General features: G+C 65.8%; 23 protein-coding genes. 10 read left to right on the top strand and 13 right to left on the bottom strand.

All coding sequences use genetic code 11. From position 1 onward, the window contains the following. Positions 1-14 precede the first annotated feature (14 nt). The 9 genes from QW863_RS13930 to QW863_RS13890 form a co-directional block, all read right to left on the bottom strand. Complete coding sequence (locus tag QW863_RS13930) at positions 15-1,295, bottom strand: glycerate kinase (RefSeq protein ID WP_315713767.1); 1,281 nt, start codon at positions 1,293-1,295, stop codon at positions 15-17. A gap of 28 nt (positions 1,296-1,323) precedes the next feature. Next, positions 1,324-2,547, bottom strand: a complete 1,224-nt coding sequence (locus QW863_RS13925; RefSeq protein WP_315713768.1) for an ABC transporter substrate-binding protein — start codon at positions 2,545-2,547, stop codon at positions 1,324-1,326. A gap of 249 nt (positions 2,548-2,796) precedes the next feature. Then, a complete protein-coding gene (locus QW863_RS13920) occupies positions 2,797-4,020 on the bottom strand; it encodes an ABC transporter substrate-binding protein (RefSeq protein ID WP_315713769.1) in 1,224 nt (407 codons plus the stop codon). A 346-nt stretch (positions 4,021-4,366) separates the two neighbouring features. Further along, a complete protein-coding gene (locus tag QW863_RS13915; protein WP_315713771.1) occupies positions 4,367-5,590 on the bottom strand; it encodes an ABC transporter substrate-binding protein in 1,224 nt (407 codons plus the stop codon). Positions 5,591-5,600: 10 nt separating this feature from the next. Next, complete coding sequence (locus QW863_RS13910) at positions 5,601-6,617, bottom strand: branched-chain amino acid ABC transporter permease (RefSeq protein ID WP_315713772.1); 1,017 nt, start codon at positions 6,615-6,617, stop codon at positions 5,601-5,603. A 2-nt stretch (positions 6,618-6,619) separates the two neighbouring features. Continuing rightward, complete coding sequence (locus QW863_RS13905; protein WP_315713773.1) at positions 6,620-7,498, bottom strand: branched-chain amino acid ABC transporter permease; 879 nt, start codon at positions 7,496-7,498, stop codon at positions 6,620-6,622. Positions 7,499-7,511: 13 nt separating this feature from the next. After that, a complete protein-coding gene (locus tag QW863_RS13900) occupies positions 7,512-8,225 on the bottom strand; it encodes an ABC transporter ATP-binding protein (protein WP_315713774.1) in 714 nt (237 codons plus the stop codon). Further along, positions 8,222-9,019, bottom strand: coding sequence for an ABC transporter ATP-binding protein (locus QW863_RS13895; protein ID WP_315713775.1), 798 nt, complete (start codon positions 9,017-9,019; stop codon positions 8,222-8,224). Before QW863_RS13895 ends, QW863_RS13900 begins: the two co-directional genes overlap by 4 nt. Before the next feature lie 66 nt (positions 9,020-9,085). Then, a complete protein-coding gene (locus tag QW863_RS13890; RefSeq protein ID WP_315713776.1) occupies positions 9,086-9,970 on the bottom strand; it encodes an IclR family transcriptional regulator in 885 nt (294 codons plus the stop codon). Positions 9,971-10,182: 212 nt separating this feature from the next. Here QW863_RS13890 and QW863_RS13885 point away from each other — a divergent pair, with 212 nt between their 5' ends. From QW863_RS13885 to QW863_RS13850, 8 genes are all read left to right on the top strand, one after another. Then, positions 10,183-12,276 (top strand): 3-hydroxyacyl-CoA dehydrogenase NAD-binding domain-containing protein, encoded by a 2,094-nt coding sequence (locus tag QW863_RS13885; protein WP_315713777.1) that lies wholly within the window; start codon positions 10,183-10,185, stop codon positions 12,274-12,276. Positions 12,277-12,454: 178 nt separating this feature from the next. Further along, positions 12,455-14,119: a dicarboxylate--CoA ligase PimA gene (gene pimA, locus QW863_RS13880; protein ID WP_315713778.1), complete on the top strand. Its 1,665-nt coding sequence runs from the start codon at positions 12,455-12,457 to the stop codon at positions 14,117-14,119. A gap of 19 nt (positions 14,120-14,138) precedes the next feature. Continuing rightward, the gene (locus QW863_RS13875) at positions 14,139-15,326 is read left to right on the top strand and encodes an acetyl-CoA C-acyltransferase (protein WP_315713779.1); all 1,188 of its coding nucleotides are present in this window, start codon (positions 14,139-14,141) and stop codon (positions 15,324-15,326) included. A 143-nt stretch (positions 15,327-15,469) separates the two neighbouring features. Continuing rightward, positions 15,470-16,660: a pimeloyl-CoA dehydrogenase large subunit gene (pimC, locus tag QW863_RS13870; RefSeq protein ID WP_315713780.1), complete on the top strand. Its 1,191-nt coding sequence runs from the start codon at positions 15,470-15,472 to the stop codon at positions 16,658-16,660. 161 nt (positions 16,661-16,821) lie between these two features. Next, on the top strand, positions 16,822-17,964 hold the full coding sequence (pimD, locus tag QW863_RS13865) for a pimeloyl-CoA dehydrogenase small subunit (RefSeq protein ID WP_315713781.1): 1,143 nt from the start codon (positions 16,822-16,824) through the stop codon (positions 17,962-17,964). Between the two features lie 275 nt (positions 17,965-18,239). After that, a complete protein-coding gene (locus tag QW863_RS13860) occupies positions 18,240-19,013 on the top strand; it encodes an SDR family oxidoreductase (RefSeq protein WP_315713782.1) in 774 nt (257 codons plus the stop codon). Between the two features lie 152 nt (positions 19,014-19,165). Next, positions 19,166-20,668, top strand: coding sequence for a glycerol kinase GlpK (gene glpK, locus QW863_RS13855; RefSeq protein WP_315713783.1), 1,503 nt, complete (start codon positions 19,166-19,168; stop codon positions 20,666-20,668). A gap of 56 nt (positions 20,669-20,724) precedes the next feature. Next, the gene (locus tag QW863_RS13850; protein WP_315713784.1) at positions 20,725-21,207 is read left to right on the top strand and encodes a hypothetical protein; all 483 of its coding nucleotides are present in this window, start codon (positions 20,725-20,727) and stop codon (positions 21,205-21,207) included. Positions 21,208-21,305: 98 nt separating this feature from the next. On the opposite strand, the gene QW863_RS13845 is transcribed toward QW863_RS13850, so the two are convergent. Then, positions 21,306-22,190 carry an alpha/beta hydrolase gene (locus QW863_RS13845; protein ID WP_315713785.1) on the bottom strand — a complete coding sequence of 295 codons (885 nt, stop codon included), beginning with the start codon at positions 22,188-22,190 and terminating at the stop codon, positions 21,306-21,308. A 111-nt stretch (positions 22,191-22,301) separates the two neighbouring features. Between QW863_RS13845 and QW863_RS13840 the strand changes: the two genes are divergently transcribed. Next, positions 22,302-22,895 (top strand): GNAT family N-acetyltransferase, encoded by a 594-nt coding sequence (locus QW863_RS13840; protein WP_315713786.1) that lies wholly within the window; start codon positions 22,302-22,304, stop codon positions 22,893-22,895. Positions 22,896-22,955: 60 nt separating this feature from the next. Continuing rightward, entirely contained in the window at positions 22,956-23,588 is a 633-nt protein-coding gene (locus tag QW863_RS13835) for a glutathione S-transferase family protein (protein WP_315713787.1), read from the top strand. A 240-nt stretch (positions 23,589-23,828) separates the two neighbouring features. Here QW863_RS13835 and QW863_RS13830 read toward each other — a convergent pair whose 3' ends face one another. From QW863_RS13830 to QW863_RS13820, 3 genes are read right to left on the bottom strand one after another with little or no spacing between them, the layout of a single operon-like run. Further along, a complete protein-coding gene (locus QW863_RS13830) occupies positions 23,829-24,851 on the bottom strand; it encodes an HlyD family secretion protein (protein WP_315713788.1) in 1,023 nt (340 codons plus the stop codon). After that, complete coding sequence (locus QW863_RS13825; protein ID WP_315713789.1) at positions 24,848-25,567, bottom strand: ABC transporter ATP-binding protein; 720 nt, start codon at positions 25,565-25,567, stop codon at positions 24,848-24,850. The genes QW863_RS13830 and QW863_RS13825 overlap by 4 nt, the downstream gene beginning before the upstream one ends. Next, a complete protein-coding gene (locus tag QW863_RS13820) occupies positions 25,564-26,697 on the bottom strand; it encodes an ABC transporter permease (protein ID WP_315713790.1) in 1,134 nt (377 codons plus the stop codon). Before QW863_RS13820 ends, QW863_RS13825 begins: the two co-directional genes overlap by 4 nt. Positions 26,698-26,875: the final 178 nt, after the last annotated feature.

Genomic DNA, 26,875 nt, shown 5'->3' with positions numbered 1-26,875 from the left:
CGCAGTCGCGCCCCTCAATCGACCAGGATGACCCTGACGTCGTTCACGTTGGTGAGGGTCGGTCCGGTCTGCAGCAGGCCGCCGGTCGCGGCGAAGAACGCGGTGGCGTCGTTGTTGGCGAGATAGGCCTGCGGATCCAGCCCCTGCGCCCGCATCGCGGCGATGACCTCGGCATCGACGAGCGCACCGGCCGGATCGGAGGCGCTGCCGCCGCCGCCATCGGCGCCGTCGGTGTCGCCGGCGAGCGCCGCGACGCCCTCCATGTCCTTGAGGAGGCCGGCGAGCGCCAGGGCATATTCCTGGTTCGGGCCGCCGCGGCCCTGGCCGCGCACCGTCACGGTGAGCTCGCCGCCGGAAATGATCGCCATGCGGCGACCGAGCGCGCGGGCCTCGCGTGCCAGTTTGGCGTGATCGGCCGCGACCTCGCGGGCCTCGCCCTCGAGATCGGCGCCGAGATCGAGCACGTCGTAGCCCGCGGCCTTGACGCTGGCCACGGCCGCCTCCAGCGAGCTGGCGGGGCGCGCGATCAGCTCGAACGAGGCGCGGGCGAAGGCGGCATCGCCGGGCTTGCAGCTCTCATTGGCGGCATCATCGAGCGCCCGGCCGATCGCCGGGTCGACCTCGAGCTTGTATTTGGCGACGATGCCGCGGGCATCGGCCAGCGTGGTCGGATCGGGCACCGTCGGACCCGATGCGATCGCCGAGGGATCGTCATGCGGCACGTCGGAGATCGCCAGCGTCACGATCTCGGCATTCTGCCCGGCCCGCGCCAGCCGGCCGCCCTTGATTCGCGACAGATGCTTGCGGACCGTATTCATTTCGCCGATCGGTGCGCCCGAGCGGAGCAGCGCGCGGGTCAGCTGCTGCTTCTGCGCGAAGCTGACACCGTTCACCGGCGCGACCCAATTGGCGGACCCACCACCGGAGAGCAGCACCAGCATCAGGTCGCCGGGCTCGGCGGTTGCCGCCAATTGCAGCGTCTCGTCGGCGGCCTTCAGCCCGGCCTCGTCCGGCATCGGATGTCCGGCCTCGATCACCTTCACCCGCCGGGTCGGCACACCATGGCCGTGGCGGGTGGTTGCGATGCCGGTCAGCTTCGCGGGATCGAACCCGAGCGTGTCCAGGTAATGGCGCTCGGCCGCGAGCGCCATCGCGGCCGCGCCCTTGCCGGCGGCGAGGCAGATGATTCGTCCTTTGGGAGCCGCCGGCAGGAATGCCGGCAGCACGATGTCGGGATGCGCCGCGGCGACGGCGGCATCGAAGATCGAGCGCAACAACGGACGGCGGCTGGTCATGCGGCGCCGCCCGTCTGCCGTGCAGAGCCTATTTGAGCTCGCCGCTCATGACCTCGCCGAACAACTGCCAGCGCTCGCCCTTGAACTGCATCAGCTGCAGCTGCTCGATCGGCTGGAAGTCGTCCGGACCGGTGGTCAGCGTGATGCCGGGCAACAGCCCGCCCTGCGCAAACTGCTTCAGGCCTGCCGCCTGCTTCATGACATTGGCGCGGGTCAGTTCGTCGCCGCATCGCTTCAGCACCTCGACCATTGTGGTGGCGATGTTGTAACCGGTCAGCGCCGACGAATCCACGGGGTTGATTTCCGGCAGATATTTGGCGAGCAGCTCCCTGAACGCGCCGAGGCCCGGGTCGTTGGCCCATTGCGGATCGGACGCGTCCTTGGCATAGGCCGCCGAGATCACCCCTTGCGAGTTCTCGACGCCGGCCGGGCGCATCACGGCCGCGGTGGAGGCACTGACGTTCGAGATGATGGTCAGCGGCTTCCAGTTCATCTCGCCGAGCTTCTTGATCGCCTGGGCTCCGGACTTCGGCGTGGTAAACAGCACGACGATGTCGGGGTTGGCCGACTTCATCTTGACGATGTGCGACTCGATCGTGGGCTCGGCGATCTCATAGCTCTCCTCCAGCACCACACGGGAGGTGTCGCCAAGGCCGTCCTTGAGACCCTTCAGATAGTCCTTGCCCATGTCGTCGTTCTGGTAGAGCACTGCGATCTTGCCGGTCGGCTGCTGCGCGGTGAGATATTTGGCATAGATGCGGGCTTCCGACTGATAGCTCGGCAGCCATCCCATGGTCCACGGATTGGTCTTGGGCTCGTTCCACTTGGTGGCGCCGGTGGCGACGAACAGCTGCGGCACCTTCTTGGCGTTCATGTATTTCTGGATCGCCGTGTTGGGGGCAGTCCCGAGCACGCCGAACAGGAAGAGCACCTCGTCGCTCTCCACCAGTTTGCGCGCCTGCTCGACGGTCTTTGGCGGCGAATAGGCGTCGTCGTAGGAGATGAAATTGATCTTGCGACCGTTGATGCCGCCCTCGTCGTTGACCTTCTTGAACACTGCCGACATCGCCTTGCCGACCGAGCCGTAGGCCGAGGCGGGGCCGCTATAGGGCACGATGTTGCCGATCCTGATCTCGGTGTCGCTGGCGCCAGTGTCGTATTTCTTGTCGGCATGGGCGCTGCCGGCAACTGCGCCAGCCAGGGCGAGACCGAGCATGCTGGAGAGCGTGCGGCGGGTGAGGGCAGTGATCACGTGGGGACTCCTTCTCGGCCTTGGAGCTTGGCCTTGTTGTTGGATCCGCCCGCAAGGCGGGCGACTCGTTTCACTCCGGACGAGTCCCCATAGCGCAGCCGCGCGCTCGGCGTAACCGCCGCCGCTGCATGACCGCCTCTCTTTCAACTCCTAGCTTAAGAAATTCTTGGCAAAGACAGCAAAGATGCTTGGAGAGAGCGTCGCCTGCGGCGCGAGGCCGCAGGCGGCGGTTTCAACTGCGTCTCGTCGTTAGCCGCCGACGTCGGCGGAGATCACGTCGCCGAACAGCTCCCACTTCTCGCCCTTGAAGCGCATCAGTTGCAGCTGGCTGACGGGTGCGAAGTCGGTCGCCGAGGTGTTGATCGTGATGCCAGGCAGCAGCATCTCGGTGCGGAAGTTGCGCAGCGATGCGGCCTGCTTCATGACGTTCTCGCGAGTGAGGTCGTCGCCGCATTGCTTCAGCACCTGCACCAGCGTCTGGGCCACGCTGTAGCCGACGACGGTGCCGCCATCGAGTTTGTCGCCCTCGGGGAAATCCTTTGCCATGAAGTCGAGGAACTGTTTCATCCCGGCGTCATCCTTCCATTGCGGATCGGAGACGTCCTTGAGATAGGCCGCCGAGATGATGTCCTGCGAATTCTCATAGCCGGCCGGCTTCAGCACGCTGCCGACGGAGGCGGAGACGTTGTTGAGGACATGCAGCGCCTTCCAGTCGATCTCCTTGACCTTTTTGATCGCCTGCGCCGCAAATTTCGGCGTGGTGATGTTCACGAATACGTCGGCCCCGGTGGACTTGAGTTTGACAATGTGATTGTCGATCGAGGGTTCGGCGGTCTCGTAGCTCTCCTCCATGACGATCATTGAGGCGGCCTTGGCGCCAAGCCCATCCTTCAGTCCTTTCAGATAGTCCTTGCCGTAATCATCGTTCTGATACAGCACCGCGATCTTGGCGTCCGGCTTTTCCTTCAGCAGATATTTTGCGTAGATTCTGGATTCGCTCTGGTAGTTGGGCTGCCAGCCCATGGTCCAGGGGAAATCCTTCGGGTCGTTCCACTTGGTGGCGCCGGTGGCGACGAACAGCTGCGGGACCTTCTTCGAGTTCATGTATTTGTGGATTGCCGAGTTCGGCGGCGTGCCCAGCGAATTGAAGATGAACAGCACCTCATCGCTCTCGACCAGCTTGCGTGCCTGTTCGACCGTCTTTGGCGGCGAATAGGCGTCGTCATAAGAGATGAAGTTGATCTTGCGGCCGTTGATGCCTCCCTCGGCGTTGATCTTCTTGAAGTAGGCCGCTTCCGTCTTTCCGATGATGCCGTAGGCCGAGGCCGGCCCGCTATAGGGCATGATGTTGCCGATCTTGATCTCGGTGTCGGAGGCGCCGGTGTCGTACTTCTTGTTGGCGGCGATCGCGGAACTCGAGGCGAGGACGATGGCGGCAGCCGAGGCAAGGGCGGCCCGTCGCGTGATCATCATGGTGCGTTTCTCCCGTGTTGGTTCTGGATGACGTGCCGTGGCCTCCTTGACGGAAGCTCTCGTGTGTCGGGGGACTATAGCAGAGCCGCCGCGGCGTGGTTGCGACATCACGGCACGGTCCGTGTTTTATCGGTCCGCGTCCGCGCAACATCTGCGCAGTTGCGAGAAGTGCGCACAATTTGGGCGGGTGATTGCTCTGCGAGAACAGCCTGAGATCAGCTAAACGGTGTCTGTCCACCGTTCATGGCATCGTCGGTGCGACCTACGAAAAAGCCCTCCGCGCGGATGGCGCGGAGGGCGAGGTTGAGATCGGCACCGCTCTCGGCGGCGATGCTCGATTGCACGATTACTCGATGGCGCCGCTGATCGCCTCGCCGAACAGCTCCCACTTCTCGCCTTTGAACCGCATCATCTGCAATTGCTCGATGGGCGCGAAGTCGGTAGCCGAGGTGTTGATCTTGACGCCCGGCAGCAAGGTGTCGGGCGCGAAGTCCTTCAGGCTGGCGGCCTGCTTCATCACATTGGCGCGGGTGAGGTCGTCGCCGCACATCTGCAGCACCTTCACGAGCGTCTGTGCGGCGCCGTAGCCATAGACGGTCGAGCTGTCGAGCTTGTTGGCGTCGGGATAATACTGCGCGAGGAAGTCGAAGAACTTCTTCATGCCGGGATCATCGTTCCACTGCGGATCCGCAGCGTCCTTGGCATAGGCGGCCGAAAGAATCCCTTGCGAGTTCTCGAAGCCGGCCGGCTTGATCACGCTGCCGACCGAGGCCGAGACGTTGACGACCAGATGCGTCGGATGCCAATCGATCTCGGCAAGTTTCTTGATCGCCTGCGCCGCGAACTTGGGCGTCGTGACGCTGAAGAAGACGTCGGCGCCGGAGGCCTTCAGCTTGACGATGTGGCCGTCGATCGAGGGTTCGGAGGTCTCGTAGCTCTCTTCCATGACGATCATGGACGCGGCCTTGTCGCCGAGGCCATCCTTGAGGCCCTTCAGATAATCCTTGCCGAAATCGTCGTTCTGGAACAGCACGCCGACCTTGGCGCCGGGCTTGTCCTTGAGCAGGTACTTCGCATAGATGCGGCCCTCGCTCTGGTAGCTCGGCTGCCAGCCCATGGTCCAGGGGAAGTTCTTCGGGTCGTTCCACTTGGTTGCGCCGGTGGCGACGAACAGTTGCGGGATCTTCTTGCCGTTGAGATATTTCTGGATCGCCGAGTTCGAGGGCGTGCCGAGCGGGTTGAAGACGAACAGGACCTCGTCGCTTTCGACCAGCTTGCGCACCTGCTCGACCGCCTTGGGCGGCGAATAGGCGTCGTCATAGCTGACGAAGTTGATCTTTCGGCCGTTGATGCCGCCCTCGGCGTTGATCTTCTTGAAATACGCCTCCTCGGTCTTTCCGATCACGCCGTAGGCGGACGCCGGCCCGCTATAGGGCATGATGTTGCCGATCTTGATCTCGGTATCCGACGCGCCGGCGTCGTATTTCTTCTGGGCGAGTGCTGCGCCCGAGGTGAGGGCGATGACCGCCGTCGCGATCGCGGCGATTCGTAGTTGTTGAACGACCTGCAAGAGTTCCTCCTTAGTTCTTTCTGAGTTTGCCGAGCAGCTGCTGCGCCACCATCGCCACCTGCCGCGAGCCGTGCGGCACGAGGAAGATGACGAGGAACAGCAGCACGCCGAACACCGCGCCGGACAGGCCCTTCGAAATGCCTTCGGCGATGTTGGGAACGAAGATGATGAAGGCCGCGCCGACGAACGATCCGGGCAGCCAGCCGACGCCGCCGACGACCATGCCGAGGAACAGCGAGATCGCGAGAACGATCGTGTAGCTGTCGGGTGCCACGAACTGCACGGCGATGGCGCCGAGGCCGCCGGCGACGCCGGTGATGCCGGCGCTGACGCCGAACGCCAGCGTCTTGTAGGTCGCGACGTCGATGCCCATGGCGGACGCTGCGATCTCGTTGTCGCGGATCGCCATGAAAGCCCGCCCCGAACGCGAGCGTAATAGGTTCACCGAGAACACGTAGATCGCGATCGTGATCGCCAGCGTGAAGTAGTACAGCCACATGTCCTGCGACATCGGCAGGCCGAACGGCGCGTCCGGCTTGGTGACGACGAGGCCCTGCACGCCGCCGGTCCATTCCTCGAAGAAGCCGAGCTTGAGGATCTGCGGCATCGCGGTGGCGAGCGCGAAGGTGGCGAGCGCGAGATACACGCCCGAGAGCCGCAGCGCCGGTTGGCCGAACAGGAAGCCGAAGCCGAAGCAGATGACGCCGGCGACCGGCAGGGTCAGCGCGTAGTTGACATTGTACTGCTCCATCAGGATCGCCGACGTATAGGCGCCGACCGCATAGAACGCGCTCTGCCCGAGAGAGAACTGTCCGGAGCCGCCGGTCAGGATGTTCAACGCCAGCACGGCGAGTCCGTAGATCAGGAGCATCGTCATCTGGAAGATGATGAAGTTCTTGACGAACAGCGGAACCACGAGAAGCAGAAGCACGACGACGAAGGTGGTGCCGGAACTCAAGGTCATGGCCCGCTTCGGAACGGCATCGACCGCGGGCGCCTGGGATGCGATGTCCTCGACTGCGCTCATGATCAGACTCGCTTCACGATGTTGCGGCCGAACAGGCCGGCCGGTTTGATGACTAGGACGGAGATGATGAGGGCCAGTGCGATCGGCAGCTTCATCTCATTGCCCACGTGGGGAATGTAGGTGCCGGCGAGATTCTCGAAGATGCCGACCAGGAAGCCGCCGAGCACCGCACCGAAGGGGCTGGTGAGGCCCCCAAGCACGGCCGCGGCGAAACCGTAGATCAGCACGCCGCCCATCATGTTGGGCTCGAGGAACACCACCGGCGCGATCAGCATGCCGGCGATCGAGCCGATCGCGGCCGCCATGCCCCAGCCGAGCGCAATCATCCAGGAGGTGTTGATGCCGACCAGCCGCGCCGATTCCGGCAAGGCTGCGGCCGCGCGCATCGCAAGTCCGACACGGGTGTACTGGAAGAAGAAGTACAGCCCGATCAGGAGCAGCAGGGTGATGCCGATCATGCCGGCCTGATGGGTCGAGATCAGCTGGCTGCCCAGGAACGGCGAGGAGCCGAACGGCGTCGGGTACTGCTTGATGGTGAAGTCCCAGATCAGCCCGGCGCAGGAGTTGATGATCGAGAACAGCGCGATGAAGCCGGCGACCTGGGTCAGGATCGGCGCCTTGGTCAGTGGCTTGAACAGCACCCGCTCGATCACGATGCCGCCGGCGAAGGAGAAGGCCAGCGTCACCACGAAGGCGACCCAGTAGGGCAGGCCCCATTGCATCAGCTGCCAGGAGATGAATGTCGAGAACATCGCCATCTCGCCTTGCGCAAAGTTGAGATGGTCGATGGCCTGGTAGATCATCACGACGGCGAGCGCCATGCAGGCGTAGATCGCGCCCGTCGCAATGCCGGCCAGGACCTGGTTGGTGAAGAGCTCCATTGTCCCGCCTCCGTTAGTAGCCCAAATAGGATTTGCGGACGTTCTCGTCTTTCGCGATGTCCGAGGCCGCGCCCGACATGACGATGCGGCCCGTCTCGATCACATAGGCCCGATCGGCGAGCTCGAGCGCGAGCTGCGCATTCTGCTCGACCACGAGGATCGAGACCTTTTCCTCGCGGTTGATCTTGCCGAGGATGCCGAAAAGGTCGCGGACCACCAGCGGTGCCAAGCCGAACGACGGCTCGTCGAGCAGCATCAGCCTGGGTCGCAGCATCAGCGCGCGGGCCACCGCCAGCATCTGCTGCTCGCCGCCGGATAAGGTGCCGGCCTGCTGGGTGTGGCGTTCCTTCAGCTTGGGGAAGTAGGAGTACATCCGCTCGATGTCGGCGACGATGCCCGCCTTGTCGCTGCGCGTGATGGCGCCGAGCTGCAGGTTTTCTTCCACCGTCATGTTGGTGAAGGTGCCGCGGCCCTGCGGCACGTGCGCGATGCCGAAGCGCACGATGCTCTCGGTCGATTTGTTGTTGAGCGGCTTCCCCTCGAACTCGATCGCACCGGTCGAGCGCACCATGTTGCAGATGGCGCGCAGGGTGGTGGTCTTGCCGGCGCCATTGGCGCCGAGCAGGGTCGTCAGCGAACCCTCGTTGAGGGAGAAGGAGAGGCCGTGCAGGGCCTGGACCTGGCCGTAATAGGCGCGCAGGTCCTTGACGTTGAGCAGCGGCGTCATTGATCCTTGCTCCCGAGATAGGCTTTGATGACGTCGGGATCGGCCTGCACCTGGGCGGGCGTGCCCTCGGCGAGCTTGCGGCCGAAATTCAGCGCCACGACGTGGTCGGCGATCGACATCACCAGTCCCATGTGATGCTCGACCAGCAGCACGGTCACCTTGCGGTCGTCGCGAATGCGCCGGATCAGATCGCCCAGCACATGGACTTCCTCATGATTGAGCCCGCCGGCGGGCTCGTCGAGCAGCAGGATCTTGGGATCGGCGGCGAGCGCGCGCGCCAGCTCGACGCGCTTCTGGGTGCCGAACGGCAGCCCGGACACGGTCTTGTGCGCGACCTCCTCGAGGTCGAGATAGGCGAGAATTTCGTGAACCTTGGTGTTGACGGAATTCTCGCTGCGCCGGACCCAGGCCAGACGCAGCGAATCCGAGATGATGTCGCTGGAGGTGCGCGCATGGGTGCCGACGCGGACGTTGTCGAGCACGGAGAGATTGGGAAACAGCGCGACATTCTGGAAGGTGCGGCCGATGCCGATCTCGGCAATGCGGTGCGGCGGCCGCTTCAGGATGCTGTGGCCTTCCATCAGGATGTCGCCGGAACTCGGCTGGTAGAGCCGGCTGAGGCAGTTGAACAGGGTGGTCTTGCCGGCGCCGTTCGGGCCGATGAGGCCGAGGATCTGACCCTCGCGCATCTCGAACGAGACGCCGTTCAGCGCCACGATGCCGCCGAACACGACGCTGACGTCGCGGACGACGAGCAGCGGATCGTTGGTCTGGGCGAGTTGTGCCTGCGTCATCTCGTCTCGCCCCTCCCCAAATCGTTCAGGTCAGGACGCGGCGCCAGCCGACCGCGATGATGCAGGCTATCTGATACCCTCGGCAACACGGGCAACTTTTCCTCCTGGCTTCGGCTTTTTATTGAGTTCTTTGTTTGATGGGCTGCTTGTTTGATTAGTTGACGGCGCGAGGCCGCCGAGCGCCGCTTCGATGTTCCTTACCATCGCGACGAGACGAGGTCCAATGTCGGTGCGCAAGCGCTCTTCCGTGAAGCGGAATGCCGGTGCTCCGCAATTCACGGCGTAGGGACCGGTTCCGTCGTTCAGCCGCAACGCGACGCCGACCGCATGAACGTCGTCCTGCCATTCGCCGGCGGAGATCGTGAAGCCATATTTCGCGACGGTCTCGCCGGCGCGCTCGATGCCGTCGCGGATCTTCGGCCAACGGCTGCCGTAATGCTCGCGCATCTCCCGCATCAGCGCGGCGCGGTCCTCGTCCGGCAGCGCCCAGATGTAGGCGCGGCCCATCGCGGTCGTTGCAATCGGAATGCGCGAGCCGACGTCGAGTTGAACGTTGATGACGCCGTGACGGCTCTGGCCGAAATAGATCATGCTCAGCCGGTCGCGGCCGCCGATGGCGACCGCGCCGCCGGTCTCGCGCATCAGCTGCTCGCGGAACGGCTCGGAAAGATGGCGGATGCCCAGATTGGCGAGCGCGGCGTAGCCCAGCGCCAGCGCCGCTGGGGCCAGCTGGTATTTCTCGAAGCGCGGCACCGGGGTGAGATAGCCGAGCTTGGTGAGCGTGTAAGTGAGGCGCGAGACCGTCGCCTTCGGCAGGTTGGTGCGCGCGGCGATTTCCTGATTGCCCAGCAGGCCGTCATTCGGCCGGAACGCCCGCAGCACGTCGAGGCCGCGCGCCAGCGCGACGACGAAGCTCCGATCGGTCGCGGGTTTCTTCCCTGGGCGTTTCATGTCATCGGCTGTTGATTGATGAGCCTCGTTGACAACGCTCGTGCTTCAAAATAACCCTGGATGTCAAGATGTGGAATTAGATTTCGCACTGCGGAATTGATGTTCGGCAGCGGGTAGACGCAAGCAAGGCTGATACTCTGCGCAAATGAAGAGCCAAGAATTGGCCGGTGCGTTAACCGGCCGCAAAGAAACGACATCCAAGGAGCTTACGCGTGAGCGAAGTGGCAAAGCTTGACCGTCATGACATCATCGGCATCGTCACCATCGACAGCCCGCCCGTCAATGCGCTGAGTGCCGCAGTTCGCGGCGGCATCCTGGACAACGTCAAGGCGGCGATCGCCGATCCCGCGATCAAGGCGATCGTGCTGACCTGCGGCGGCCGTACCTTCATCGCCGGGGCCGACATCACCGAGTTCGGCAAGCCGCCGAAGCCGCCGGCGCTCAACGACGTGCTGAGCACGATCGAGAACAGCCCCAAGCCGGTCATTGCGGCGATTCATGGAACGGCCCTGGGCGGTGGTCTCGAAGTGGCGCTCGCCTGTCATTATCGTGTCGCCACCAAGGAGGCGAAGCTCGGACTGCCCGAGGTGAAGCTCGGCCTGCTGCCGGGCGCGGGCGGCACCCAGCGCCTGCCGCGCGCCGTAGGCCCCGAGCTCGCAGTCAAGATGATCGTCGGCGGTGATCCGATCGGCGCAGCGGAAGCGCTGAAGGCGGGCCTGATCGAGGAGATCGTCGAGGGGCCGGCATCGGGCGGCGAAGCCTTCGCGCGCAAGGTGGTGGCGGAGAACCGTCCGCTGCGCAAATTGCGCGATGACGATTCCAAGCTGGCGGCCGCCAAGGCCGATCGCACGATCTTCACCAGTGCGGTGGCGGCGATCACCAAGAAGTCGCGTGGGCTCGAGGCGCCGTTCGCGGCGGCCGACGCGGTGGGCTACGCGATCGACCTGCCGTTCGACGAGGGCCTGAAGAAGGAGCGCGAAGGTTTCCTCAAGCTGCTTACCAGCGATCAGTCCAAGGCGCAGCGCTATGCGTTCTTCGCCGAGCGCGAGGCCGCCAAGATCGCCGGCGTGCCCGAGGGCACCAAGGGCCGCAAGGTCGAGCGCGTCGCGATCATCGGCGCCGGCACCATGGGCGGCGGCATTGCGATGTCGTTCGCCAATGCTGGCATTCCGGTCACGCTGATCGAGACCGCCGAGGAGCAGCTGAAGCGCGGCATGGGCGTCATGCAGAAGAACTGGGAGGCGACCGCCGCGCGCAGCGGCATCCCGGCGGATGCACCGGCCAAGCGCATGGCGTTGATCGACGGCAAGGTCGGTCTCGAGAACGTCAAGGACGCCGACCTCGTCATCGAGGCGGTGTTCGAGACCATGGCGGTGAAGAAGGAAGTGTTCGGCAAGCTCGATCAATATGCAAAGCCGGGCGCGGTGCTGGCCTCGAACACGTCCTATCTGAACATCGACGCCATCGCCGCAGAGACCAGCCGGCCGCAGGACGTGCTCGGCATGCATTTCTTCTCGCCGGCTAACGTCATGAAGCTGTGCGAAATCGTGCGTGCGGAGAAGACGGCGCCGGATGCGCTCGTCACCGCGGTGTCGATCGCGCGCAAGATCGCAAAGGTGCCGGCCGTGGTCGGCGTCTGCGACGGCTTCGTCGGCAATCGCATGCTGGCGCAGCGCGGCAAGCAGGCCGAGAAGCTGTTGTTCGAAGGCGCGCTGCCGCAGCAGGTCGATGCGGTCGTCACCAAGTTCGGCATGCCGATGGGCCCGTTCGCGATGGGCGATCTCGCCGGTCTCGACATCGGCTGGCGCTCGCGCAAGGACCGCGGCATCAAGAGCGAGATCGCGGATGCGCTGTGCGAGGCCGGCCGCTTCGGCCAGAAGACCGGCAAGGGCTATTACAAATATGAGGCGGGCTCGCGCGCGCCGCTGCCGGATCCCGATGTCGAGAAGCTGATCGGCGAGACGCTCGCCAAGCTCGGCCTCAAGCGGCGCGCGGTCAGCGACGAGGAGATCCTCGAGCGCATGATGTATCCGATGATCAACGAGGGCGCGAAGATCCTCGCCGAAGGCATTGCCGCGCGTCCGTCCGACATCGATGTGGTCTGGCTGTACGGCTATGGCTGGCCGATCTATCGCGGCGGCCCGATGTACTGGGCCGACAGCGTCGGCCTGAAGCACATCGCCGAGCGGCTGGCGTTCTATGCCAAGGAGACCAATGATCCCTCGCTCGAGCCGGCGCCGCTGCTGAAGCAGCTCGCGGAGGAAGGCAAGACGTTCGCCTCGTTGGCGCAGGGGAAGGCCGCTTGAGGCTTTGCCCTAGCTCCGTGCACAGCTGCGCCCCCCTCCCCCTTGCGGGGAGGGGTTGGGGGTGGGGGTCCACAACGGCAGTCTCGCCCGGAGCCACCCCCCTCCCTGGCCCTCCCCCACAAGGGGGGAGGGAACGGGAAGAGCGGGGCCGCCTTACGGCAAGAAACACAGAGTCCGCATGACCCATCCTGGCGAACAGTTCTATCCCGAAGGCGTCCGCTGGGACGCGCCGATCGCGCGTGGCACCTTGCCAGATCTGCTGGCAAAGGCGGTCAGTGACTTCGGCGATCGCGACGCGCTGGAATTCCGCGACCGCCCCGTCACCTTCAAGCAACTCGCGGCGCTCGTCGACCAGGCTGCCGCCGCGTTCCTGCGTGCCGGCTTTGGCAAGGGCGCGTCGATCGCGCTGTTCCTCGGCAATACGCCGGATCATCCGATCAACTTCTTCGGCGCGCTCAAGGCCGGCGCCCGCGTCGTGCATCTGTCGCCGCTCGACGGCGAGATCGCGCTGTCGCACAAGCTCAGCGATTCCGGCGCACGCATTCTCGTCACCTCGAACCTGTCGGCGCTGCTGCCGACGGCGCTGAAGTTCCTCGAGAAGGGCCTGCTCGACCGCCTGATCGTCTGCGAGGATGATCATTGGGGCAAGGTCGGTACGTCACAGACGCCGTTGCCGGATAGCTCCGCCGTGACCACCCATCGTGCCTTCGTCGAGGGCGCCGTGGCGCCGGCAGCGTGGCCGGCCATCTCGCCCGACGACATCGCCCTGCTGCAATATACCGGCGGCACCACCGGCCTGCCCAAGGGCGCGATGCTGACCCATGGCAATCTCACCTCGGCGGTGTCGATCGCCGAAATCTGGGGCCGCGCGACGCGCGCGAACGGCAACGGCTCCGACCGCGTCATCTGCGTGCTGCCGCTGTTCCACATCTATGCACTGACGGTGGTGCTGCTGACCTCGCTGCGTCTCGGCAGCCTGATCTCGCTGCACCAGCGCTTCGACTTGGAAGCCGTGATGCGCGACATCGAGGTCAAGCGCGCGACCTATTTTCCCGGCGTGCCGACGATGTGGATCGCGATCGCCAACCTGCCCGATCTCGACACGCGCGATCTGTCGTCGCTGACCAGCGTTGGCTCCGGTGGCGCGCCGCTGCCAGTCGAGGTCGCGCGCATCCTGGAGCGCCGCGTCGGCATGAAGCTGAAGAGCGGCTGGGGCATGACCGAGACCTGCTCGCCCGGCACCGCCCATCCCAAGGTTGGCCCGGACAAGCCCGGCTCGATCGGGATCACGCTGCCCGGCATCGAGATGGACGTCGTGTCGCTCGAGGATCCCGCAAAGGTGCTCGGCGTGAACGAGGTCGGCGAGATCCGGATCAAGGGGCCGAACGTCACCAAGGGCTATTGGAACCGGCCGGACGAAACGGCGCAGTCGTTCGTCGGCGATCATTTCCTGACCGGCGACATCGGCTATGTCGACGCCGACGGTTTCTACTTCCTGGTCGACCGCAAGAAGGACATGATCATCTCCGGCGGCTTCAACGTCTATCCGCAGATGATCGAGCAGGCGATCTACACCCATCCGGCGGTGCAGGAGGTCATCGTGATCGGCATTCCCGACGCCTATCGCGGCGAGGCGGCCAAGGCCTTCATCAAGCTGCGCGACGGCTTCGCGCCGTTCCCGGTCGAGGATCTCCGCGCCTTCCTCACCGGCAAGCTCGGCAAGCACGAGCTGCCGGCGGCGGTCGAGTTCGTCGACGAGCTGCCGCGCACGCCGGTCGGCAAGCTGTCGCGTCACGAACTGCGCCAGCAGCAATCACCCACGTCTCACAGCAAACATCCGTAACAACAACAGGAGGTCGCCCATGACCGATGCCGTCATCGTTTCCACCGCCCGCACGCCGATCGGCAAGGCCTATCGCGGCGCGCTCAACGCCACCGGCGGCGCGACGCTGCTCGGCCACGCCATCGGCGAGGCCGTCAAGCGCGCCAAGATCGATCCGGCCGAGGTCGAGGATGTCGTGATGGGCGCAGCCCTGCAGCAGGGCTCGACCGGCGGCAACATCGCGCGCAAGGCGCTGCTGCGCGCCGGCCTGCCGGTGTCGGTCGGCGGCACCACCATCGACCGCCAGTGCGCCTCCGGCCTGCAGGCGATTGCGCTCGCGGCGCGCTCGGTGATCTTCGACGGTGTCGAGATCGCGGTCGGCGGCGGCGGCGAATCGATCTCGCTGGTCCAGAACGACAAGATGAACACGTTCCAGGCCACCGATCCGGCGCTGCTCGAGATCAAGGGCGACGTCTACATGCCGATGATCGACACCGCCGAGATCGTCGCCAAGCGCTACGGCATCTCCCGCGAGCGCCAGGATGAATACGCGCTGGAGAGCCAGCGCCGCACCGCAGCCGCGCAGCAGGGCGGCAAGTTCAACGACGAGCTGGCGCCGATCAGCACCAAGATGGCCGTCACCGACAAGGCCACCGGCAACGTCTCGTTCAAGGACGTCACCCTGTCGCAGGACGAAGGTCCGCGTCCCGAGACGACGGCCGAAGGCCTCGCCGGCCTCAAGGCCGTGCGCGGCGACGGCTTCTCGATCACCGCCGGCAATGCCAGCCAGCTCTCCGACGGCGCCTCCGCCTGCGTGATCATGAGCGACGCCACCGCGGCGAAGCGCGGTCTGCAGCCGCTCGGCATCTTCCGCGGCTTCGTCGCGCATGGCTGCGAGCCCGACGAGATGGGCATCGGCCCGGTGTTCGCGGTGCCGCGCCTGCTCAAGCGCCACGGGCTGACCGTCGACGACATCGGCCTGTGGGAGCTCAACGAGGCGTTCGCCGTGCAGGTGCTGTACTGCCGCGACAAGCTCGGCATCGACCCCGACAAGATCAACGTCAATGGCGGCGCCATCGCGGTCGGCCATCCCTACGGCATGTCGGGCGCGCGGCTCACGGGCCACGCGCTGATCGAAGGCCGCCGCCGCAAGGCCAAGTACGCGGTGGTGACGATGTGCGTCGGCGGCGGCATGGGCGCTGCCGGCCTGTTCGAGGTGCTGCAATAGGTCTTCGTCATTCCGGGGCGCGCGGAGCGCGAGCCCGGAATCCATACTCACGATGGTGGTTATGGATTCCGGGTTCGCCTCTTCGAGGCGCCCCGGAATGACAGCTCGATTTGTCGACGAATATATACACACGGGAGGATCCGATGGATCTTGCATTCACGAAGGAAGAGCAGGCGTTCCGCGAGGAAGTGCGGCAGTTCTTCAGGGACAATGTCCCGCCGGAGACGCGGCGGAAGATGATCGAAGGCCGCCATCTGTCGAAGGACGAGATGGTGACCTGGTGGCGCATCCTCAACAAGAAGGGCTGGGGTGTCTCGCACTGGCCGGAGGAATATGGCGGCACCGGCTGGACCTCGGTGCAGCACTACATCTTCAACGAGGAGCTGCAGGCCTATCCGGCGCCGCAGCCGCTCGCCTTCGGCGTCAGCATGGTCGGCCCCGTCATCTACACCTTCGGCAACGAGGAGCAGAAGAAGAAGTATCTGCCGCGCATCGCCAATGTCGACGACTGGTGGTGCCAGGGCTTCTCAGAGCCGGGCTCGGGCTCCGACCTCGCATCGCTGAAGACCAAGGCCGAGCGCCGCGGCGACAAGTGGATCATCAACGGCCAGAAGACCTGGACCACGCTCGCGCAGCACGCCGACATGATCTTCTGCCTGTGCCGCACCGATCCTTCCGCGAAGAAGCAGATGGGCATCTCCTTCATCGTCTTCAGCATGAAGTCGAAGGGCGTCACGGTGCGTCCGATCCAGACCATCGACGGCGGCCACGAGGTCAACGAGGTGTTCTTCGACGACGTCGAGGTGCCCATCGAGAACTTGATCGGCGAGGAGAACAAGGGCTGGGACTACGCCAAGTTCCTGCTTGGCAATGAGCGCACCGGGATCGCCCGTGTCGGCGTCTCCAAGGAGCGTATCCGCCGCATCAAGGAGCTCGCCGGCAAGATCGAATCCGGCGGCCGCCCGGTGCTGGAAGACCCGTCGTTCCGCGAGAAGCTCACCGCCTGCGAGGTCGAGCTCAAGGCGCTCGAGCTGACGCAACTGCGCGTCGTCGCCGACGAAGGCAAGCACGGCAAGGGCAAGCCCAATCCGGCCTCGTCGGTGCTGAAGATCAAGGGCTCCGAGATCCAGCAGACCACGACCGAGCTGCTGATGGAGGTGATCGGCCCGTTTGCCGCGCCCTACGACGTTCATGGCGACGACGACAGCAACGAGACCATGGATTGGACCGCCCAGATCGCGCCGAGCTACTTCAACAACCGCAAGGTCTCGATCTACGGCGGCTCCAACGAGATCCAGCGCAACATCATCGCCAAGGCGGTGCTGGGGCTTTGAGTTGCTGTCGTTCCGGGGCGCCGCGAAGCGGCGAGCTACGACGCGCAGTTGCGCGTCGGAGAATCCATAACCACCATCGTGAGTATGGATTCCGGGCCCGCGCCTTGCGGCGCGTCCCGGAATGACGCCGATGATGAATTCCGGGTACGAGGATAGAGAGCATGGATTTTGATCTCACCGAGGAGCAGCGTCTCCTCAAGGACAGCATCGACGGCCTGCTGGCGGATGCCTACGATTTCGACAAGCGCAAGCTGTACATGAAGGAGAAGGGCGGCTGGAGCCGCGCGATGTGGTCCAAGCTCGCCGAGCAGGGCCTGCTCGGCCTGCCGTTCTCGGAAGACGACGGCGGCTTCGGCGCCGGCGGCGTCGAGACCATGATCGTGATGGAGGCGATGGGCCGCGCGCTGGTGCTCGAGCCGTATCTCGCAACCGTGGTGCTGGCCGGCGGTTTCCTCCGTCATGGCGGCTCGGCGGCGCAGAAGGCCGCGCATCTGCCCGGGATCATCGACGGCAGCAGGACGTTTGCGTTCGCCCAGCTCGAGAAGCAGTCGCGCTATGACCTGTTCGACGTTGCGACGTCTGCGAAGAAGAAGGGCGATGGCTGGGTCATCGACGGCGAAAAGTTCGTCGTGCTCAACGGCGAGAACGCCGACACCTTGATCGTGACCGCGCGCACCTCGGGCGGCCAGCGCGACAAGTCGGGCATCGGCGTGTTCATCGTGCCGGCCGACGCCAAGGGCGTCACCCGCAAGGGCTATCCGACCCAGGACGGTCTGCATGCCGCCGACATCACCTTCACCGGTGTGGAAGTCGGCGCCGACGCCGCGATCGGCGATCCGGTCAACGCCCTGCCGCTGATCGAGCGCGTCGTCGACGAGGCCCGCATCGCGCTGTGCGCGGAGGCCGTCGGGCTGATGGACGAGTCGCTGAAGACCACGGTCGAGTACATCAAGACGCGCAAGCAGTTCGGCGTCGCGATCGGCTCGTTCCAGTCGCTGCAGCACCGGGCGTCCGACATGTTCGTCGCGCTGGAGCAGGCCCGCTCGATGTCGATGTTCGCGACCATGGCCGCCGAGTTCGACGACGCCAAGGAGCGCGCCACCTCGATCGCCGCGGCCAAGGTGCAGATCGGCAAATCGGCCAAGTTCGTCGGCCAGCAGGCGATCCAGCTCCATGGCGGCATCGGCATGACCATGGAGGCCAAGATCGGCCACTACTTCAAGCGTCTGACGATGATCGAGAGCACCTTCGGCGACACCGACTACCACATGCGCCGCGTCAGCGAGGCGGGCGGGTTGATCTAGAAAGCTTTGTCGTTGCCGGGCTTGACCCGGCAACCCATCGCTTTCTGAAGATGGATGCGCGGGCCTTCGCCGCGCCGAAGGGGCTTCGGCCCCGCAGGCGGGTCAAGCCCGCGCATGACGGATTTGAGAGGGCAACGCTGCCGGTGTCGAGCGGCGCCGGAGTGATTTGATCAATCGAGCCGTCATTGCGAGCGAAGCGAAGCAATCCAGGGCGGTATGCTTGATCTGGATTGCGTCGTCGCTTCGCTCCTCGCAATGACGCGGAGGAAGCAGACATGACCCCCAATCCCTTCGACCTCTCCGGCCAGGTCGCCGTCATCACCGGCTCGAGCCGCGGAATCGGCCGGGCGTCGGCGGAGCTGCTCGCGCAACTCGGCGCCAAGGTGGTGATCTCCAGCCGCAAGCCGGACGCATGCGAGGAGGTTGCGATCGCCATCCGCGCCAATGGTGGCGAGGCCCACGTCATCCCCTGCAACATCTCGCGCCGCGCTGAGGTCGATGCGCTGATCGACGGTGCCGTCAACCAATACGGCCAGGTCGACATCCTCGTCTGCAATGCTGCGGTCAACCCGTATTATGGTCCGCTGCTCGAGATCACCGACGAGGCCTTCGACAAGATCATGGCCTCCAACGTGAAGAGCAATCTCTGGCTCTGCGCCAAGGCGATCCCGCCGATGGCCGCGCGCGGCAAAGGCTCGGTCATCATCGTCTCCTCGATCGGCGGCCTGCGCGGCTCGACCGTGATCGGCGCCTACGGCATCTCCAAGGCCGCCGACTTCGCGTTGTGCCGCAGCCTTGCCGGCGAATGGGGGCCGCACGGCGTGCGCATCAATTGCGTCGCGCCCGGCCTGATCAAGACCGATTTCGCCCGCGCGCTGTGGGAGGACGAAGCCCGCCTGAAGCAGCGCTGCGCCACCACCCCGCTGCGTCGCATCGGCGAGCCGCACGAGATCGCCGGCGCGGTCGCCTACCTCGCCTCGGATGCGTCGACCTTCATGACCGGCCAGACCATCGTCGTCGATGGCGGCGTGACAACGGCCGCGGTGTAGCCTTTCTTATCCGAGCGGCGGTGCTGATCGCGGGTGTTCACCCTCCTCCTCCAGGGGAGGGTGGACAGACACGTGCCGCTCCACCTTGACCTCGCCCGCCTGATCCGCTTGCTTGTCGGCCCAACGTCGTCAACCTACCGGGAAGAAAACCCATGTCCTTCGTGCTGGCCATCGATCAGGGCACCACGTCCTCGCGCGCGATGGTGTTCCGCTCCGACATCTCGATTGCCGCGGTCGCGCAGCAGGAATTCCCGCAGCATTTCCCGGCCTCCGGCTGGGTCGAGCACGAGCCGGAGGACATCTGGACCTCGACGGTGATGACCTGCCGCGATGCGCTTGAGAAGGCGGGACTGACGGCCAAGGACATCGCGGCGATCGGCATCACCAACCAGCGCGAGACCACCGTGGTATGGGACCGCGCCACCGGCCAGGCCGTCCACCGCGCCATCGTCTGGCAGGACCGCCGCACCGCCGACATCTGCGCCAAGCTCAAGGCCGATGGCCACGAGCCGGATGTCAGCGCCAAAACCGGCCTGATCATCGATCCCTATTTCTCCGGCACCAAGGTGGCCTGGATCCTCGACCATGTCCCTGGCGCGCGCGAGCGCGCCGAACGCGGCGAACTGATGTTCGGCACCGTCGACTGCTACCTGCTGTGGCGGCTGACCGGCGGCAAGGTGCATGCCACCGATGCCACCAACGCCTCGCGCACGCTGCTGTTCAACATCCACACCGGTGCGTGGGACGAGACGCTGCTGACGCTGCTGCGGGTGCCGCGCTCGATGCTGCCCGAGGTGAAGGATTCCTCCGCCGATTTCGGCACCACCACGCCGGATCTGTTCGGCGGCCCGATCAAGGTCGCGGGGATCGCCGGCGACCAGCAGGCGGCGACCATCGGCCAGGCCTGCTTCACGCCGGGCATGATGAAGTCGACCTACGGCACCGGCTGCTTCGCGCTGCTCAACACCGGCGCCACGCCGGTGAAATCGAACAACAAGCTGCTGACGACGATCGCCTATCAGCTCGACGGCGTCAGGACCTACGCGCTCGAAGGCTCGATCTTCGTCGCCGGCTCGGCCGTGCAGTGGCTGCGCGACGGGCTCGGCATCATCAAGCATGCCGCCGAAACCGGCCCGCTCGCCGACAAGTCCGACTCGATGCAGTCGGTCTATCTGGTGCCGGCCTTCGTCGGCCTTGGCGCACCGTATTGGAATCCGCGGGTGCGCGGCGCGCTGTTCGGCCTGACCCGCAATACCGGCCCGGCCGAGCTCGCGCATGCCACGTTGGAGAGCGTGTGCTACCAGACCTACGATCTGTGGGCCGCGATGCGGGCCGACTGGCCCGATGCGTCCGCAGCGACGATCGTGCTGCGCGTCGACGGCGGCATGACGGCGTCCGACTGGACCATGCAGCGTCTCGCCGACCTGCTCGATGCGCCAGTCGACCGTCCCATGATCCAGGAGACCACCGCGCTCGGCGCCGCCTATCTCGCGGGCCTCCACGCGGGCGTCTATCCGGAGCCGGAAAAGTTCGCCGACAATTGGCGGCTCGAGCACCGCTTCCGGCCGGCGATGAGCGCGGCCACGCGGCAGCGCAAGCTCGCCGGCTGGGCCCGCGCCGTGAAGGGCGTGCTGGCGAGCGACGAGGGCGAATAGGGCGCTGGCTCCAGATGCGAGTGCTCGTGTCATTGCGTTGATGAATGGAGATCTCGATGACTCGTCTCACACTTCTGGCACTGAATCTTCTGGCAATCCTGGCCGGATGTCTTGTGCTGGTCGCGCCGTCGCGCGGTGAAGAAAACATGGTGCTCGGGCCGAAGCAGTTTGAATTCGATCAAAGCGGCGATGGTGCCGTTTTGTGCTCATGGGCTTTGTTTCTGTCCGTCCAGGCCCAAACGGCAATGTGCGAGCTGCCTCGGGGGCCGAACGACGATGCCATCGACGAAGCAATCGTCGCGATCGACGATTTCATCCTGGCGAATTCGTCGCTGAAGCCCACACGGACGATGCTGGACGAGTTCAAGCGCCGGGCCGCTTCGGCACAGACGGCGCAAGCGAGGCAAGCCGGCCTCCAGGATCGTTGCAAGAGTCGTGATATCGAGCACTTCCGCAGCATTCCCCCGGAGGAGCTTCGGGCCTCGGTCAAGAAACTTCTCGCGAAACCGCGCGAACCGGTCATGAACCCTTGTCTATGACCCGATGACTTTCGCGCAAGCTCGCCGGCTGGGCCCGCGCTGTGAAGGGCGTGCTGGCGAGCGACGAGGGCGAGTAGGGCGCTCGCCTCGCACAATCGTCATGCCAGGAACGCGGCGAGGTCGGCATTGACCTGCTTCATGTGCGTGACGAATAGTCCGTGCGGGCCGCCGGGATAGATCTTCAGCTCGGCGCCCTTGATGCCGTTGGCTGTCGGCCGTCCAGTCATATCGAGCGGCGCCGACACATCCTTGTCGCCATGCAGTATCAGCACGGGCCGATCGATCCTCCCCAGTACCGGGCGCAGGTCGGTGGCGATGAGCGCGCGGTTGGTCGCCACGGCCACCGGGATCGACGTCTGGCGCATCATCGCCGCGACCCACTCCATCATCTGCGGGGACGTCTGTGCCGTAAAGAACGGCAGCTTGTTGTCCTCGATCCATTTCGGGAAGTCGCTCTGCCATGCCGCCCAGCACTGCTCGAAATAGCCGCGGGGCGCGCCGAGCGCGTTGTCCGGCGTCTGCAGCGGAAACGGCGTGGTCGGGCCGAGCATCGCGATCCGCGAGATGCGTCGCGTGCCGTGCCGCGCGATGTAGTTGAGGATCTCGTTGCAGCCCATGGACATGCCGACCAGCGCGACCTCATCGAGGTCGAGCTGCGCGATCACCTCGGCGATGTCGTCGGCGAGCCGGTCGAGCTCGTAGCCGCTGCCCGGCACGTCGGAGCGGCCATGGCCGCGGCGGTCGAAGGCGATGCAGCGCAGCCCGCGCTGGCTGAGATCTGAGATCTGGTAGGTCCACATCGCGCTGGTCAGCGCCCAGGCATGCACGAACAGCACCGGCCGGCCGCTGCCCCATTCCTCGTAATAGAGAGTCACGCCATCGCTGCACCGAATGCGCGCCGGCGCCGGGGCGGGGGCTGCGCGCGGTCCCGTCGCCGCGAAGCTGGCGGCTGCCGCGGTCAGCAGTACGTCTCGTCGTTGCATGGGCATGACTCCTGATGTTGAATGCGCAGACCATGCCGTGACCGCTGTGCGGATCCAATTACGTCGGGGGTAAGCCAATTGCCGATCGCTCTTCCATCAGGCCGTCTCTGAATGTCCATTCCCGAGGGCTATTTCGACATCCCGCCCGGCAGGATTGCGGCCGTCGTGACCTCGCTGGAAATGCTGGCGCCGCCGGTGCTGCCGCCAGACCCGGCCGGCGACTGGACCTTGCGCCGCGTCGCGCAGCCAGACCTCGACTGGTACCGCGACCTCTACGCCCGCGTCGGCTGGGAATGGCTGTGGTCGCAGCGCACGCGGATGGGCGACGCCGAGCTGGCCGCCACCATCCGCACAACCGGTGTCGAGATCTACACCCTTGAGCATGACGGCGGCGACGAGGCCCTGCTGGAGCTCGACTTCCGCAAGAGGACCGATTGCGAGCTGGCGCTGTTCGGCGTCACGTCGAAGCTGATCGGCACCGGCGCCGGACGGCTGCTGATGAACCACGCGCTGCGCCGCGCCTGGGCGCAGCCGCTGACGCGGCTCTGGGTCCACACCTGCAGCTTCGATCATCCCCGCGCGCTCGCCTTCTACCAGCGCTCCGGCTTCCGTCCCTTCCAGCGGCAGATCGAGATCGCCCCCGACCCGCGCCTCGACGGCACGCTGCCGCGCGACGTCGCAGCGCATGTGCCGCTGATCGCCTGAACATCGGAGCTGACAGCGGCGCCAAACGGCGCTTCAATGCGCCGCACAGGAGGATAACCGATGTTCCTGATCGGCCAATACGACTCGCCTTTCGTTCGCCGCACCGCGATCGCGCTCAAGCTCTACGGCGTGCCGTTCGAGCACAAGCCGTGGTCGACCTTCGGCGACGCCGACAAGATCGCGCCGTACAATCCGCTGCTGCGCGTGCCGGTGCTGGTGCTGGATGACGGCGAGGCGCTAATCGATTCAGCGGCGATCCTCGATCATCTCGACGAGGCCATCGGGCCCGAGCGTGCGATGCTGGCGCGGAGCGGCGCGCTGCGCCGCCAGCAGCTGCATACGATCGCGCTCGCGACCGGTCTCGGCGACAAGGCCGTCAGCCTGATCTACGAGCGCGTGCTGCGCAAGGACCGCCTCGCGCTGTGGGTCGCGCGCTGCGAGGCCCAGATCTCCGGCGTGCTGGCAATGCTGGAGGCCGAGCGCGCAGATGTGACGAGCGCCTATTGGTATGGCGACAACATCGGCCACGCCGACATCGCCGTCGCCTGCGTGCTGCGCTTCACATCAGAGGCGCATCCGCATCTGTTCGACGCCGCGCGCTATCCGGCGCTGGCGGCCCACGCCGCAAGGTGCGAGGCGCTGCCGCCATTCCAGGAGATCGTCCAGCCGCTGGCCCCGCCGAGCGGGGATTGATGGAGTCCATCGAGACGTCAGACCGTGCCGCTTGCTCGGTGCTCACCCTCCCCTGGAGGGGGAGGGTCGCCGCACGATGAGCGAAGCGAAACGTGAGGCGGGGTGGGGTGATCTCTCATCAGCAGCAGTGCTCGTGGCTTCACCCACCCCGATCGCCCGCTGCGCGTGCGAGCGACCCTCCTCCTCCTCCAGGGGAGGGTGGGCAGCAGCGCACGAGGCGTAGGCCGAACGGCGCGCCCCTCACGGCTTGAAATACACGTCCACCTTCATACCCACCGCGAACGGGCCCGGCTCGGCGAGATCGACCAGCACTTCCACCACGTCGACGTCGGTCATGTTGCGCTGGCTGAGCGCAGCAGTGCGGCTGCTCTCGACCAGCGGGGCGATGGCGGCGACCTTGCCGGCGACGTCGCGGCCGCGGAAGGCGTCGGAGCGGACCACCGCCTGCTGGCCGACCTTGATCTTGTCGAGGTCGCGCTGGTCGAGCTCGGCGCGCACGCGCAGCGAGGACGTGTCGCCGAGCAGCACCAGCGGTGGCGTCGTCTGCGGCGAAGCGATCTCGCCGGTGCGCGCATTGACCTGCAGCACCGTGCCGTCGAGCGGCGCGCGGATGGTGAGCTTTTCCAACGTGGCGCGGGCGCCCTGCAGTTCGCCGCGGGCGACGTTGAGCTGGCCCTCGGCGCTGACCGGCAGCGGCGCATCCGCGGTGACCTTGCGCAGCTCGTCGGCCTGCTGCTCCAGCTTCGCCTGCGCGGCTGTCAATTGCGTGCGTGCGGTGTCGACATCGGCATCGGCGCCGCGCCCGGCGCGCCGCTCGGCCACGGCCTTGTCGAGCGCAGCACGCGCGTCGAACACCGCCGCCTGCGCATCGGCGAGGCCGTCTTCGGCGCGGCGCCGGGGACCCGCGCCAGACGGCGTCGACTCCTTGTTGCGCACGCGCTTGCGCATCGCGACCTGCGCCTCGGCGCTGGCGAGCTGCGCGCGAGCCTCGCCATCGCTGAGTCGCACCAGGGCCTGGCCGGCGAACACGGTCTCGTTTGGCCTGACCAGCACCTCCTGGATCAGCCCAACTACCGGCGCGCCGAGCTTGATCAGGCCGGATGCCGGCTCGACCCGGCCGGGTGCCACGGCCAGCCAGCGTTCCTCCTGGGCATTGGCGGCACGCGCTGTCGGTGGAATCGAGGTCGGCGTGACGATGATAGCCAATGCAGCCGCGGCGACGAGCCCGAGCAGGTGAGCGCGTTCTGGAATTCCCGATATCATGCGTGCGAGACTTTCTTCATGGACTCGCCGCCGCTCTCCTCGCGGACGATGCGGCCGTCCTCGATGTGAATGACGCGATTGGCAAACGGCAGGATGCGCGGATCGTGCGTCACCACCAGCACCGCGCGCGACGGATCCTTGGCGATATCGGCGAGCAGGGTCATGATCGCCTGACCGTTGGCGGTATCGAGTGCGCCGGTCGGCTCGTCGGCGAGAATGACCTGCGCCTTGCCGACGATGGCGCGGGCGATCGCGACGCGCTGCTGCTCGCCGCCCGAGAGCTGGCGCGGGAACGACCGCTTCTTCGGGCCGAGGCCGACCCGCTCGAGCACCTCGCGCGCCGCCAGTTTCGCGGCCCGCGCGCGTTCGCCGCGCACGTCGAGCGCGAGCCGCACATTGTCCTCGGCGTTCAACGTCGGAAACAGATGATAAGACTGGAAGATGAAGCCGATGCGCTCGCGGCGCAGCTTCGCCAGCGCCTCGGGATCGAGCCCCGCGACCGGCTGGTTGGCAACCCGCACGGCACCGCCATCCGGCGTCATCAGGCAGCCCAGGATCGACAGCAGCGTCGTCTTGCCGCTGCCCGAGGGGCCCATCAGCAGCGCCAGCTCGCCGCCCTTCAGCGACAGGCTCACGCCCTTCAGCGCCTGCACCCTTCCGGCCCCCTGGCCGAGGTGATGCACGAGATCGGTGGCCTCGAGCACGGTGTCGGTCATCGCGAGAACACCAGGGTCGGATCAATGCGCATGACCTTGAGGATCGCCGCGATCGCCGAGCCGACGCACATCGTCAACGTCAGCACGAACAGCGCGACCGTCAGCGTCGGGGTCATGATGACCGGCAGCGCCGATTCCGCGGTCGCGGCCGCCACGATCCTGCCGATCGCCGCAGCGCCGGCGAAGCCGACGATGGCGCTGAGCAGCGCCTGCCAGATGATGACGGTGTAGATGTAGCGGCTGGACGAGCCGATCGCGCGCAGGGTCGCGAACTCGTTGATGTGATCCTTGGTGCTGGAATAGAGCGTCTGCGCCACGATCACGGTGCCGACGATGAGGCCGAGCAGGGCGCCGGCGAACAGCGCGGCACCCGCGCCGGTGCCGAACAGCCAGAACGAGCGGCTGCGGCTCGCGAACTCGGCTGCGGTCAGCACGTCGACATTGGACAGGCTGTCGCGCAGCGCCCGCTGCACGGTCCAGAGGTCGGCCTCGGCCGCCAGCTTGACCACCAGATAGGACGCCTTGTTCGAGGCGATGCCGGTATAGGCGCGGGCGCGGTCGACGTCGGTGAACACGTAAGGCGTTGTCGTGAACGAGCGGATGCCTTTGGTGACAGCCATCACCTGCACCTTCTGGTCGCGGAGCTCCGCAGCCTGGCCGGCGCCGCCGATGCCGAGCCGCTCGAAATAGGTCTGGTCGATGGCGACCGCGCCCGGCACGGACAGGTCGTCCAGCCGTCCCTCCACCACGTTCCAGGGATGCAGCCCGAGCCCGCGCAGTTCCGAGCCGACCACGAAGACCGGCGTCGTGGTGCCCTGCGGCAGCCGCCATTGCGCATAGCCGATCACCAGCGGCGTCGCCTCCGCCACGCCGGGAACCGCCAGCGCGCGGAACCGCTGCCGCTCGTCGAGCGGCGAGGGATCCTCGAAGCATTTGGTGCCGACCGGCATGATCCAGAGCTCGGCCGGGGAATGGTCGATCATGGTCGTGACCATCCGGCGGAAGCCGACATAGAGACCCATTTGCACGGTCACCAGCACGATCGAGAAGATGATGCCGATGATGGTCGCGATGAAACGAAGCCTGTCATGGAACAGGTTTCGGGACGCAAGCCTGAACTGCAACGACATGAACGAAAAACCACCCGGAGGCCCCGGCGGCATTTCAGCCGGTTAGCGGGGATAAGTCCACGCTGCATCGCATGGCGCCGGCTGTGGCGCTTTGTCATTCGCGGCGGCCGTGGCGCGGGGGACACGGAGGAGGGGCGTCCAAGTGCAGCGTGTGAGCCGAGCAGGGGGCGTCATAACC

Origin of the sequence: Bradyrhizobium sp. SZCCHNR1017 (assembly GCF_032381375.1) — a bacterium.
GTDB lineage: Bacteria > Pseudomonadota > Alphaproteobacteria > Rhizobiales > Xanthobacteraceae > Bradyrhizobium.
This window is presented reverse-complemented; position numbering and strand designations above follow the sequence as displayed.